This is a genomic window from Methylotenera sp. 1P/1, assembly GCF_000384355.1.
Classification (GTDB): domain Bacteria; phylum Pseudomonadota; class Gammaproteobacteria; order Burkholderiales; family Methylophilaceae; genus Methylophilus.
On sequence record NZ_ARWC01000001.1, the window covers coordinates 2,071,852 to 2,084,767 of the forward strand.

A 12,916-nucleotide genomic window follows, 5' to 3' on the forward strand; every position below is an offset into this window, starting at 1 on the left:
GGGTGCTTTAACATGTATTACGCACACTTTGGGCTAAAAGAGCCCCCGTTTAAAATCACCCCCAATACCGAGTACTTTTACAACGGCAGCAATCGTGGTGCCGTATTGGATGCTTTGCTATATGCCATTACCAGTGGCGAAGGCATTGTAAAAGTGGTGGGCGAGGTGGGTAGCGGCAAAACCATGTTGTGCCGCATGCTGCAGAACATGCTGCCGGAACAGGTGGAATGTATCTATTTGGCTAACCCAAGCGTGGCGCCAGAAGATATCTTGCACGCCATTGCGTTTGAGTTGGGCGTCAAGCTCCCCAAAAATGCCGATAAATTAAAGGTGATGCAGGCACTACAATCCTATTTGCTGTCGCGGCACGAGGCCGGTAAGCAAGTGGTGATTTTTGTAGAAGAAGCACAAGGCATGCCGCTGGCCACGCTGGAAGAAATCAGGCTGCTTTCTAACTTGGAAACCAAGCATCACAAATTGCTGCAAATGGTATTGTTTGGTCAGCCAGAATTAGATGTGAATTTAAATCAAACGCACATTCGCCAGCTTAGAGAGCGCATTACCCACAGTTTTAACCTCACGCCGTTACGGCCAAAAGAAGTAGGTGAGTACCTGATTTTTCGCTTACGCGCGGCGGGCTATTTTGGCCCGCATTTGTTCAGTGATAAATCCATTGCAAAAATCTCTGCTGCGGCAGAGGGTTTGATTCGGCGCGTGAATATTCTGGCGGATAAAGCGTTATTGGCCGCTTTTGCCGATAACGTATACCTGGTGACGCCTAAGCATGTAAAAGCCGCCATTGCTGATAGTGAATTTGGTGCAGAAAAAGCCAAAAAAGCCAACCGCAGATTTTTGCTGCTGGGCTTGCTGGGTGTGTTGTTCTTGGGCTTGGCGTTGGGCTATTTAGCACACAGGCTGTATCAGGCACAATTTTCACGGTCATCCAGCCATGCCGCGGCACTGGCGGTTACTCCGCCAGTTGCACAGCCGAAAGTGCCAGTCGCTCCAACTGCTGAGTCTGTGCCGCCAGCTGCAATTATTGCAACTGCACCGCAAGCTGTGAATACACAGGCCGCTACAGATACGCAGGCGATTACGGCCGAAGTGGCTGCTGTGCCTGCATCTGATGTCACCACTGATCTTTTACAAGCACGGTTGCAAGCCACGCAGCAGTGGATGCGCATGCAGCCCAAAGATACGGTCACCATTCAAATACTGGGGGCATCAGATGAGTCGCAATTAAAAAATCAATTGACGCTATTGGCCCAAACCATTGAGCGGGATAAGATTTATGTGTACCAAACCAAAGTCAATCAGCAAACGTTTTATACGGTGTTGTATGGTGGCTTTGTGGACAGGTTTTCAGCGAACGAGGCGCTGAAGCAATTGCCTATGAGTTTGCAAAAAAACCGGCCACAGTTACGCACGATTGGTGGGATATTGGAAGAAACCAACAAAAGTACTTAGTAAATTAATTGCAAAGCAATTTAGTAAAGATAACAAAGTAGCTGGCAAAAGGGATGCATAAGGAAAATTAACAGAACTTTCAATAAGTTAGTATTGCAATTTAACCCCCATTGTGCGATAAACTCCAAGAGAAATTATTAGTTAAATTAAGTGATGGGGTTAGTCAAACGTGTTTAATAATAATCACCCGTTTAAATATTTTATTTGCTTGCTGGTGACCATGCTATCGGCATGTGCGCATCAGACCAAGGTTACGCCGTCTACCGGGCATATTGAATCTTCCAACGCGCCAAAATCCACGCCAGAAGTTGCACAGGCGCCTATTCCCAAGCCGGTAAGAAGCCAAACACAGTTGCCACCGCCTAAAGCCATTCTCAAATCACAAACCTACAGCGTGGTGGTGAATGAGGTGCCGGTGAAAGAGATTTTGTTTGCGCTGGCGCGCGAAAGCAAAATCAATATTGATATTCATCCTGCAATACAAGGCCGCGCAACACTCAATGCGGTCGACCAAACGTTGCCTTCCATATTGGAGCGCTTAGCCAAGCAAGTCGATTTGACGTATCGCATGGATGGCAATGTGCTTTACATTGCACCGGATCAGCCAGTGCTTAGAACCTACAAGGTGGATTACGTGAACATGAACCGCGATACCAAGGGATTTATTGGCGCGGCAGCAGAGATTTCTAGCACGGGCCAAAGTGCGAGCACCGGTGCAAATGGCAGCACGACCACCACCAATACCAGCGGTAACGGTAGCAAAAACAGCTCAAGTACAGCAGTAGACAGTACTTCAAAAAATCATTTGTGGGAGTCGCTGATTCAAAACCTGAAAGAGCTGTTGGCAGAAACAGACAAAGAGGTCATTGTGACGCGCTATGGTAGCGTTGGCGATAAAGAGACAGACACTTCCAAATTGAAGACAGAAGATATCAAATCACAAACAGATAGCAGTAAAGCGGAATCCGATCAGCGCAAAGAACAGCGTTCTGAATATAAAACCTTGTTTGCCGCCAATGTGATTGCCAATGCGGAAACGGGTGTGATTAGTGTGCGTGCCACCAATAAGCAGCATGAAAAAGTGCAGGAATTCATTGATAGGGTAATGGGTAGCGCAAGACGTCAAGTGCTGATTGAGGCCACGATTGTGGAGGTGCGCTTGAGTGATAGCTTTCAGGCCGGCATAGATTGGAGTCGTCTGAATAACGGTGCAAATAATAGCGGGTTTATCTTTGGTCAAACACTAGGATCCAAAGGTGTGATCTTTAACCCGAACGTCAACTTTAACCCGAATACGGGTACAGGAGTGAATGCACAGTTCTCAGCTGGAGGTACGAATCAACTGAATGTACGTAATACGGCAGGGTTTGTCGCTGGGTATCTAAACCCGACCAGTGCAATCGGCAATATTGCGGCATCGATTACCTTACTTAAACAGTTTGGCGATACTAAAGTACTGTCTAGCCCAAAACTCATGGTGCTCAATAATCAGACAGCTGTACTCAAGGTGGTAGATAACTTGGTGTACTTTACGGTGCAAGCGCAACAGTCTACTGTAGGCGGTAGTGTTGGTGGTACATTAAATAGTATCACCACGACACCCAACACCGTACCTGTGGGGGTGGTCATGAGTGTCACTCCGCAAATTAATGATACGGACAATGTGAATATCAATGTGCGCCCCACTATATCTAGAGTATTGAGCTTTGTGCAAGACCCTAATCCTGTACTTACGGTACAGAGTTTAATCCCGCAGATTCAGGTACGGGAAATGGAGTCATTATTGCAAATTGGCAGTGGTAACACAGCGGTGCTAGGTGGGTTAATGCAAGATGAAATTTACAGAAATACCGATAAAGTCCCCGGTTTATCTGATGTGCCTGGCGTGGGTGCTGTATTTAAGGGTAAAAACGATGCCACGCGCAAAACCGAGTTGGTGATTTTTTTGCGTCCAACCGTCATTCCATTTGCCAGTCTAGAGTCAGATGAATTGCAAACATTTAAACAGTATTTACCTGCCCAACAATTAGAAAAAGTGCTTGAAGAAGCGAATCAGTAATTGATGCATTACCACTATTGCGATGAGTTTATTAATTAAAGCATTGGATAAAGCCGAAAAAGCGCAAGTTGAAAAAGCGCAGGCTGAACAGCAAAAAGTTGAGCAGCAGAAGCTTGCGCAAGAAGCTGCCACTTCGCCGCAAAATACAAGCAGAAGAAGTGCAGGTAATATTGCCAATGAGCAAACGGAAAGCACGATTGATGCGCCATTTATTCTGGAGCTGACTGAGCCAGAGCAGGCACAAGCTCAAGCAACACAAGCATTTGCACGTACCAATTACTCAGAAGAGCACACGTCAGAACGTGCAAATAATGTATTTGCATCTAAAGCTGCGCCCACAACAGAGATCAAGCCGATTGTTTGGATTGTGTTATTTGGGTTGTTTGCAATGCTATCCATTGCTGGTTATTTTTATTACCAGCTCAACCAAATGCAAGCCCCTATTGCTTCGCCTGTGGTGAGTCAACAAAATACAACGGTCAATCCAACACAGTCAGCGGTTGCTCAACCGCTGACTGCAAACGCGCCGCCTGTTGCGGAAAACCCTCCTGCGGATGCCCCAGCTTTAACTGAACAAGAAAAAACGGTGGAACTGTCACCAGCAAAATCCGTAGCAAGCAAGACGCATGTTGCAACTGCTACACAGCAGCCGGAGGCACAGTCTGCAGAGCCGCGCGCAATCAATGTAGTGAGCAGTGGTGATATCAAGGTTAGGCGTTCTACAGTGTCACAGTCGGTGCCGACAATCGCTTCAGAAAGTGCTTCGATTAGAGTCTCTCGGAGTGCTTCTGCACCCGCCGTGAACCCTGTGCTGATGAGCGCTTATAACGCTTATGTTGCCGGCAATGATAGTGAAGCGCAGGCTTTGTACAAACGTGTACTACAACGTGAAACCCACAATGTAGATGCGCTACTTGGCATGGCGGCCATTGCAGAGCGTCAAAATCGCTTGGACGATGCGCTGGGCTGGTACCAAAAAGTATTAGAGGCAGACCCTAAAAATACAATTGCGCTGACGGCTACCGCAGGCAATACGGCGGATCGTCAAACGCAAGCATTACAACTCAAGAACCTAATTGCACAGCACCCTAACGACGCGAATGCTTATGCTAACTTAGGTGCCTATTTTTCAGAACAATCACAATGGCCAGAGGCGCAACAAGCATATTTTGAAGCATTTAGATTGAATGCCAGCGCAGAAAATGCATTGAATTTGGCGGTGAGTTTAGATCAAATGGGCAAGCCAATGCTTGCGCTTCCTTATTATCAACAAGCACTGGCGTTAGTGGCCTCCTCTCAGTCAAGTATGATTGATGTTGCAGCATTACAAGCACGCATGGCTGCAATTCAAGCGCAATAAATAACTATGGCAGAACAAAGACGTAAATTAAGACTAGGTGATTTAATGGTGCAGCAAGGCCTGATTACTCAGGATCAGTTGCGCATTGCCTTGATCGAGCAAGACCAAAACAATTTGCCGCTTGGTAAGCAATTGGTACGCTTGGGTTTTGTGTCTGAATCCATGGTGCGTGATTTGGTGGCACATACCATTGGGCAAGAAAGTATTGATCTGAGTGCAGTGGTGGCCGATATCGATGCGCTTAGCATGGTGCCGGAAGACTTCTCCAGACGTTATCACGTATTGCCCGTCTCTTATGACGACGCCAGCAAGATCATGGTGGTGGCCATGGCGGACATGTTTAACGTGGTAGCGCTAGATCAGCTCAGAGCGATGCTTGGTGGGCAAATTCAGCTCAAACCGGTATTGGCAGCAGAAGCGCAACTGGAAGAGTTTATAGACCAGTTCTATGGCTACGAACTTTCGGTAGATGGCATTCTGCGGGAAATTGAAACTGGCGAGATTGACTATCAAAGCTTGTCTGAAAATGGCAACGAGTACACACAGCCAGTGGTGCGTTTAGTGGGCGCCTTGCTTATGGATGCCGTGAAGCGTGGCGCATCGGATATTCACTTTGAGCCCGAGTATGCGTTTTTACGTATTCGCTACCGCGTGGATGGCGTGCTGCAACAAGTCCGTAGTTTGCATAAAACCTATTGGCCGGGGGTAGCGGTGCGCTTAAAAGTGGTGTCCGGTATGGACATTGCTGAGACGCGCTCACCGCAAGATGGCCGATTAAATATGAATTTATGCGGCCGTCCGATTGATTTCAGGGTGTCCACACACCCCACCATCAATGGCGAGAATATTGTATTAAGGGTGCTCGACCGCGAAAAATCCATCATTCCGCTAGAACGCATGGGGCTGAGAACCAATACGCTGGATGAGCTCAAATTCATGATGACGCGCCCGGAAGGCATCGTCATTGTCACAGGGCCGACCGGTAGTGGTAAGACCACTACGCTATATTCATTGCTTTCACATTTGAATACCGAAGCCGTGAATATCATGACCCTGGAAGACCCGGTGGAGTATCCGGTCACCATGATGCGTCAAACCTCGGTGGCGGAAGTGAATAAAGTAGATTTTGCCAACGGTATTCGCTCTATTATGCGGCAAGACCCGGATATTATTTTGGTGGGTGAGATTCGTGACGAGGATACGGCCACCATGGCGTTTCGTGCCGCCATGACTGGTCACCAAGTGTTCAGTACCTTGCACACTAACTCTGCCTTAGGCACCTTCCCGCGCTTGCTGGATATTGGTATTTCGCCGGAAATCATGGCAGGCAATATCATTGGTGTAGTGGCGCAACGTTTGGTACGTGTGCTCTGTCCGCATTGTAAAGAGGCAGTAAAGCCCAGTGATGATGAGCGCAAAATTTTGGGCGTAAGCCAGTCTGAGGCAGTACAGATTTTTAGGCACAAAGGCTGTAAACGCTGTGGGTTTACTGGCTTTAGAGGCCGCATGGCCATTATTGAGTTATTGCGTGTAGACAGCGATATGGATGCGCTGATCGCGCGACGCGCACATTTGGATGAGTTGCGTAAACTTGCGCTGCAAAAAGGGTTTGTCACATTAGCGGATGATGGCGTGCGTCGTATTTTAGAGGGCTACACCAGCATCGACGAAGTGATGCGTGTGATTGACTTAACTTCAAGAATTAAGCATTAACTGCTAACGCACTGTGGCTACCTACAATTACAAAGCAATTGATAAGTCTGGTCGCTACGCACGTGGTCAAATGGATGCGGTCAATGAGGTGGATTTGGAAATCCGCCTTGAACGGATGGGTTTGGATCTCATCACGTTTAAGTCTTCCGGTAAATCAAGCCAAGTGTTGTCTGGCAATCGTGTCAGTAATCGCGATTTGGTGATGTTTTGTTTTCAGCTAGAACAACTCACCAGTTCCGGCGTGCCACTGTTAGAAGGTTTGAATGACCTGCGTGAAAGTACCACTAACCCTTATTTTCAAAAAGTCATCGGCGGTTTAGTTGCAGATGTAGAAGGCGGTAAAGTGCTATCGCAAGCGCTGGCAGACTACCCCAATGTGTTTAGCGAGGTGTTTGTTAACTTAGTGGCGGCGGGTGAGCAAACTGGGCAGTTGCCTTTGGTATTCAATAACTTAAGCGATACCTTAAAGTGGCAGGATGAGCTGTTTGCGCAAACCAAGCGTTTATTGATGTACCCATTGATTTTGCTGGTGGTAGTATCGGCAGCGGTGATTATACTGATGGTGTATTTGGTGCCGGAAATGGTGAAGTTTCTCAATAGCTTGGGGCAAGAGCTGCCCTGGAATACCAAATTATTAATCGCCATCTCCGACGCATTTGTGCATTATTGGTGGCTGATATTGCTGCTCATAGCGGCCGCAGTCATTGGTGTGTTCTCTTTATTGAAGTCTAGTGAGAGTGCGCGCTATCAATTTGATTACCTGAAATTGAAATTGCCGTTAACGGGTGAGATTTTGCATAAGATTGTAATGGCCAGATTCTCGCGTTATTTTGCATTGATGTATCAAACCGGCATTCCAGTATTGGATGCCATTAAAACCTGCGAAAAAATTGTAGGCAATCGTGTCATTGCCGATTCGTTAAACCGGGTGCATGGGCAAATCAATGCGGGCGATAGCATGAGTGAAAGCTTTCAGAATGCAGGCTTATTCTCACCGCTGGTGGTGCGTATGATTAAAATTGGCGAGAACACGGGCGCTCTAGATAAATCGCTCATGAACGTGAGCTATTTTTATGACCGTGACGTCAATGACATGATGCAAAAAATGCTCAAATTGCTAGAGCCTGCATTGACCATTATTCTGGGCTTAGTATTATTATTCATCATGGCATCCGTATTGTTGCCGGTGTATGACTCATTTAGTGCGATGAAGATATAAATGGCTATTTCTAAATTGATTTTATGCGCATCTAACCACCACCTGACAGCAGGGGTATGGTTTGGCACGCGCCTGCACTACTACGAGACCTTTGCCAACACCGAAGATGGCTATCAAGCATTTGATGCGTTTATCAAAAAAAATGCAAAAATGAATGTGTATTTGATCGCGGATGCCATTGAAGAGGAGTATCGCCTAGAGAGTCTGCCGCATACCACTGGTGGCGCTAGAGCCGAGCTACTTGAGCGCAAGCTGAATCAGTTTAATCGTAATAACCTGTTTAGAACTGCCCACTTTATCAGCCAAGATAAAGACAAGCGACGCGATGATAACTTCCTATTTGTTGCACTGAATAACGCCGACTTTTTACAAGGTTGGATGGGTGTCATTCAAGGGAATCAAGTGCCGCTGGTGGGCCTGTATTTGCTACCGATGATTAGCCAATACACCGTGCAGCAAATGAAGTTAATGGCGCCCAATATTTTGCTATGCGAGCGATTGTCTTCTGGCCTGCGCCAAACCTATTTACACAATGGGCATTTGCGCATGAGCCGTTTGGCGCCCATTGTGGATGTGAAGCCTAATCAAATGGCTTATTTCTACTTGGTGGAGATAGAAAAAACACGTTTGTATTTGCTTAGCCAGCGTTTTATCACCGATCACACCGAGCTACAGTTGGTCATGCCTTCTTCGGATAATCAGAGTGAGGTAATCGGTAGAAGCATTAGCCAAGAGCAGGGCATGGAATGCAAAATTGTGGATTCTTTGGCTTATGCCAAACATATCAATATTGCGCCAGATCTCGTACTTAAACACCCAGAGCTGCTGCACATGCAGCTGTTGGCCAATGGCAACATTCCCGCCAATTTAGCACCAGATCAATTAACCAAGGCCTATCATCTTAACAAGTTACGGCAGGCGATTTATATTGCTGCCGCTGCAGTGGCGCTGATTGGCATAGGCATTGCCAGCTATAGTTTTCTGCAAGCCAATTGGGATGCGCGTGAAACTGAACAGCTTGCACTACAGACACATGCGCAACAGCAGCGCTACGAGGAAGTGGCGAGTAATTTCCCCACCACGCCTATCCCTAGTGCCGAGCTAAAAACGGCGGTGGATTTGGCTGCAAGCGTGAAGCAATACAACATTACGCCGGAAGAAATGATGCGTGTGTTGAGTGGGGCGCTAGAAACGTCGCCAGAAATTGCCATCGAACGTCTGCGTTGGATGCAAACCGACAACGTGGAGGTGCAGGATGCAGAGAAAGCGCGTGAGCCTAACGCCAACAATGCGACTTCTCAGGCCGCAACGTTACGTCAAATTGCATTTGTCAGTGCATCGCTCAGTAACTTTAACGGGGACTACCGTGGTGCGCTCAACAGTGTGAATCAATTTGTTGCGCAGATTAAAAATAACCCCAAAGTAGAGCAGGTAATGGTGTTGCAAGAACCAGTCAATGCCAGTTCATTTGCCAGTTTGCAAGGGAGCACGCTGGATGAAAATACATCCGAACAAGTGCCCGCCATGTTTAAGTTGAAAGTGGTATTAAAGCCAATGGTGGAAACAGGGGTGGCCAGATGATGCTCAATCAACAAGATTGGAAACGCTTACAAGCTCCAATATTATGGCTAGGGGTTGCGTTAGTCGTTGTAGGCTTACTGGCGTTTTATGCCAAGAATTATCATGATGAAAAAAGAGTTGCACTTGAGCAGCAACGCACTCAACTAAATCAAGCACGCCAAAAATACTTATCATCTGGGCAAGAGCGGGAAATGATTGTGCAGTATCTTCCGCTGTATCAGCAGTTGATCGCTACAGGATTTATTGGAGAAGAGCGACGAATTGAATGGATAGAAGCGTTAAGGCAGATTCATCTGCAACACAAACTGTTTAGCATTGATTACAACATCAGCCAGCAAGCAACAACGCACCCTAGCTATTTGTCTAACCTGGGTAGTTTTATCTTGCATAGTTCCACCATGCGTTTAAATTTCGGCTTGCTGCACGAAGGCGATTTACTGACGTTGCTGGACAACTTACGCGCGCAATCCACTGGCTTTATCGTACGCGAATGTACCGTGACGAAACTCTCTAGGGCAAAAATCAATCCCACCATGCTCACCGATTACTTGGATGCAAGTTGTGATATTGATTGGATTACGTTGCGAGACCCACAGCTAAGGACGCCGCTATGAGGCTACTTATTCTCTTAATGTTGCTGTTTAGCTGGCATGTACAGGCCGCAGATGCTGGGCTAGGGCGTTTATTCAGCACACCAAGTGATCGTATAAATTTAGATCGTTTACGTCAAACCAAAAAAGAAATTGTGCCGCAAAAAGTGGAAACACCGACCACGCATACAATGCTGCCTGCGGTTGCGCCAAACGCGGTAGAGGTGCAAGGGTATGTCAAACGTAGCGATGGAAAAAAAGGCACGGTATGGGTAAACCGTCAGGCAGTGCAAGAAGGCACGAAAAATGATGAGGTGACGGTTGGGCATTTACCAACGCAGCAGAATCGCATTCCTATCCAAATCAATGCCACTGGCAAAGTGCTGTCGTTAAAGGCCGGGCAAACTTATGATCCTGAATCTAATCGCGTGAGAGAAATACGATACTCAGTGCAAGGTGACTCTGGCACAATCGGCAATGCTGATTAAGTATGAGTGTATCTAAATCTTATACAAAACAAAAAGGCGCGATAGTCATCTTAGCTGCTTTTATTCTTGGATTAGCTGCAACCGCGTATTTGTTAAAAGTATTTAACCCAGAAAGTCTTAGAGTAGAGCAAAACAGGAAAACTAGTTTGGCATTGAACGAAGCGAAGCAGGCTTTAATTGCGTTGGCTGTTAGTAATACAATAAATCCGGGGCAGTTTCCATTTCCTGATAGAAACAATGATGGCAATTATGATGGAAGAAGCGACTGTCCTTCTCCAGTTTCTGCATTTTCTTACGCATTCTTAATTGGGCGTTTGCCAATCTATGGCCAAACCAATCCGTGTGTTAGTCCTCAAACTGGTTTAGGGGTTAATGTACAAGATGGGCAAGGTAATCAGCTATGGTATGCGGTTTCGCGTAATTTGGTACATAAATACGATGCTCCAACCTCTAATCCCGCTATCAACCCATCTATTATTTTAACCCCTACCTACCCTTGGCTTAAAGTGTTTGATGGGAGTGGGGTGCTAATCTCTGACCGCGTAGCTGCAGTTATTATTTCGCCAGGAAATTCAATTGGCGCCCAAGATAGAGCAGCAGGCGTGGCGGACGCTAATCACTACTTAGATACATTTTTAATAGGCGCTACGGTTTTTAGTAATAGTGATTACAATAGTGCGGATGAGGATTTTGTGGTGATCCAAAGTAATGCAGATGTGAATGATCGGCTTACATATATCACTGCTGACGAGTTGATCTATGCTTTAGAAAAAAGGGTGCTGCAAGAGGCGAAGAATAAGCTGACAGCATTTTACGCAGCTAACAGTTATTATCCCTTTGCAGCAGGCTTTGGCTCAGTAGCTAATCAAAATCAGTGCATCCAAGGCAATCTTCGAGGATTACTCCCGGTAAATGCACCGAATAATCATGTATGTACTTGTGCAGCTGCAGATAAAACCTGTCATTGCAGCTTTAGCATAGTAAGTTCGGCCTCGTTTACTAGAAATGATGATAGTTTTGTTCCAGATGGTGCGGGAGTAAATAGTCCGACAGGCGCTTGCTCTGTGAGCCTTGCTGATACTAAGACTTGTAGTTGTAAAGGTGCAGGCGGTTGCAAGAGCTTAACTGGCACAACCGATTACCAGTGTGATGCTTGTGGGGCTTGTGTTGCTACTGTGGACGGTATAAATAAATTTACTACCACAGGCGCATTTGCGGGTGATGCCGGCGCTTGCATTAGCAGTGCTAATCAGGCGAGTTGTGTGAGTGGCTCAGATGGTAGTTTTGCCCTTATAGCATGCAATGGTAGTCAACTGATGGGTGGGTTGTTGCCTGCATGGTTTACATCAAATCAATGGGAAAAATATATTGTTTACGCAGTATCAGGTGATTGCGTTTCATCCTCCACTTGCCTTTCAAATACCTCACCTCCTAAAATAACAGTTGGGATAAATCCTAAGATAAATGCACTAGTTGCAGGATCCTTGGCCAATCCTAATGCTAGTTGCAGTATAGCGAGTTATCTTAATAGTGGCGAAAGTAGCAATATAAACGTAAGTAATGGAATACAAGATTCTCTATATCAAATGACGCAGCCTAGAACCTTGACCAACGGTGATCAGATAGTGGTGATCCCATGACATCTTTACGTTACAGAAGTAGTGGTTTTACGCTTGTAGAGATTGCTATCGTATTGGTTATCTTTGGACTGATTATGTCTGCGCTATTTGTGCCACTACGCGCCCAACGTGAGCAAGCTGCATTAACGCAAACTATTAATACTATGGATAATGCCAAACAGGCATTGCTAGCATTTGCACAAGTTAACGGCAGGCTGCCATGTCCAGCTACTGCTACCAATTTCATAAAAGATACAGATGCTGGTAGCTTTGGAATGGAAAACCCATTAGGTGGTACAAGGAACATCACACCGCCATTGCCAGCAGTGCCAAATTGTGCTGCGTATGTTGGGTTTTTGCCTGCAGCTACACTAGGTTTGCAACCTGTGGATGGTAGTGGTTTCGCGCTAGATGCTTGGGGCAACAGAATTAGGTATGCAGTTACGTCTGTTGACAGCAGTGCTACTTGTGGAGGCGACACCGCACCTGATTTTACTACTGCTGGTAATATGAGTGTAGTTGGCTTGAGTTGTTTAGCTCCAAATTTAAGAGTCTGTAGCACGTCAGTTGTGGCTAATTGCTCAGTTGCTGTGAATTTAATTAATAATGCTGTGGCTGTAGTTTACTCAACAGGAGCAACGGCGGTATTAGGTAGCGCAGGAAAAGCAGATGAATCAGAAAATTTAAATATCGATACTATTTTTGTGAGTCACGATATTTATCAAGGCGATACTCCCAACGAGTTTGATCATATTGTCACTTGGATATCGCCTTATATGCTCTATAACGCTATGATTCAGGCAGGTCAATTGCACTAACT

10 protein-coding genes are annotated in these 12,916 nt (G+C 46.2%); all 10 read left to right on the forward strand.

Translation table 11 applies throughout. From position 1 onward, the window contains the following. The first annotated feature begins 12 nt into the window (after positions 1-12). Positions 13-1,467: an AAA family ATPase gene (locus A3Q3_RS0109905; protein ID WP_020183431.1), complete on the forward strand. Its 1,455-nt coding sequence runs from the start codon at positions 13-15 to the stop codon at positions 1,465-1,467. Between the two features lie 169 nt (positions 1,468-1,636). Beyond that, the gene (gene mshL, locus A3Q3_RS0109910) at positions 1,637-3,526 is read left to right on the forward strand and encodes a pilus (MSHA type) biogenesis protein MshL (protein WP_020183432.1); all 1,890 of its coding nucleotides are present in this window, start codon (positions 1,637-1,639) and stop codon (positions 3,524-3,526) included. 22 nt (positions 3,527-3,548) lie between these two features. Continuing rightward, entirely contained in the window at positions 3,549-4,886 is a 1,338-nt protein-coding gene (locus tag A3Q3_RS14175; protein ID WP_020183433.1) for a tetratricopeptide repeat protein, read from the forward strand. 6 nt (positions 4,887-4,892) lie between these two features. Next, positions 4,893-6,599: a GspE/PulE family protein gene (locus A3Q3_RS0109920; RefSeq protein ID WP_020183434.1), complete on the forward strand. Its 1,707-nt coding sequence runs from the start codon at positions 4,893-4,895 to the stop codon at positions 6,597-6,599. A 13-nt stretch (positions 6,600-6,612) separates the two neighbouring features. Further along, positions 6,613-7,818, forward strand: a complete 1,206-nt coding sequence (locus A3Q3_RS0109925; protein WP_020183435.1) for a type II secretion system F family protein — start codon at positions 6,613-6,615, stop codon at positions 7,816-7,818. Then, positions 7,819-9,399, forward strand: a complete 1,581-nt coding sequence (locus A3Q3_RS0109930) for a hypothetical protein (RefSeq protein ID WP_020183436.1) — start codon at positions 7,819-7,821, stop codon at positions 9,397-9,399. It abuts the gene before it with no gap. Beyond that, complete coding sequence (locus tag A3Q3_RS0109935; RefSeq protein WP_020183437.1) at positions 9,396-10,013, forward strand: hypothetical protein; 618 nt, start codon at positions 9,396-9,398, stop codon at positions 10,011-10,013. The genes A3Q3_RS0109930 and A3Q3_RS0109935 overlap by 4 nt, the downstream gene beginning before the upstream one ends. Next, positions 10,010-10,477: a hypothetical protein gene (locus A3Q3_RS0109940; protein WP_026361868.1), complete on the forward strand. Its 468-nt coding sequence runs from the start codon at positions 10,010-10,012 to the stop codon at positions 10,475-10,477. The genes A3Q3_RS0109935 and A3Q3_RS0109940 overlap by 4 nt, the downstream gene beginning before the upstream one ends. Before the next feature lie 2 nt (positions 10,478-10,479). Then, positions 10,480-12,117 carry a hypothetical protein gene (locus tag A3Q3_RS0109945; protein WP_020183439.1) on the forward strand — a complete coding sequence of 546 codons (1,638 nt, stop codon included), beginning with the start codon at positions 10,480-10,482 and terminating at the stop codon, positions 12,115-12,117. Then, on the forward strand, positions 12,114-12,914 hold the full coding sequence (locus A3Q3_RS0109950) for a prepilin-type N-terminal cleavage/methylation domain-containing protein (protein WP_020183440.1): 801 nt from the start codon (positions 12,114-12,116) through the stop codon (positions 12,912-12,914). Before A3Q3_RS0109945 ends, A3Q3_RS0109950 begins: the two co-directional genes overlap by 4 nt. Positions 12,915-12,916: the final 2 nt, after the last annotated feature.

Coding starts and splice junctions, on each gene's coding strand:
- A3Q3_RS0109905 (WP_020183431.1), top strand. CDS start 13: ATGTATTACGCACACTTTGGGCTAAAAGAGCCCCCGTTTAAAATCACC.
- A3Q3_RS14175 (WP_020183433.1), top strand. CDS start 3,549: ATGAGTTTATTAATTAAAGCATTGGATAAAGCCGAAAAAGCGCAAGTT.
- A3Q3_RS0109920 (WP_020183434.1), top strand. CDS start 4,893: ATGGCAGAACAAAGACGTAAATTAAGACTAGGTGATTTAATGGTGCAG.
- A3Q3_RS0109930 (WP_020183436.1), top strand. CDS start 7,819: ATGGCTATTTCTAAATTGATTTTATGCGCATCTAACCACCACCTGACA.
- A3Q3_RS0109935 (WP_020183437.1), top strand. CDS start 9,396: ATGATGCTCAATCAACAAGATTGGAAACGCTTACAAGCTCCAATATTA.
- A3Q3_RS0109940 (WP_026361868.1), top strand. CDS start 10,010: ATGAGGCTACTTATTCTCTTAATGTTGCTGTTTAGCTGGCATGTACAG.
- A3Q3_RS0109945 (WP_020183439.1), top strand. CDS start 10,480: ATGAGTGTATCTAAATCTTATACAAAACAAAAAGGCGCGATAGTCATC.
- A3Q3_RS0109950 (WP_020183440.1), top strand. CDS start 12,114: ATGACATCTTTACGTTACAGAAGTAGTGGTTTTACGCTTGTAGAGATT.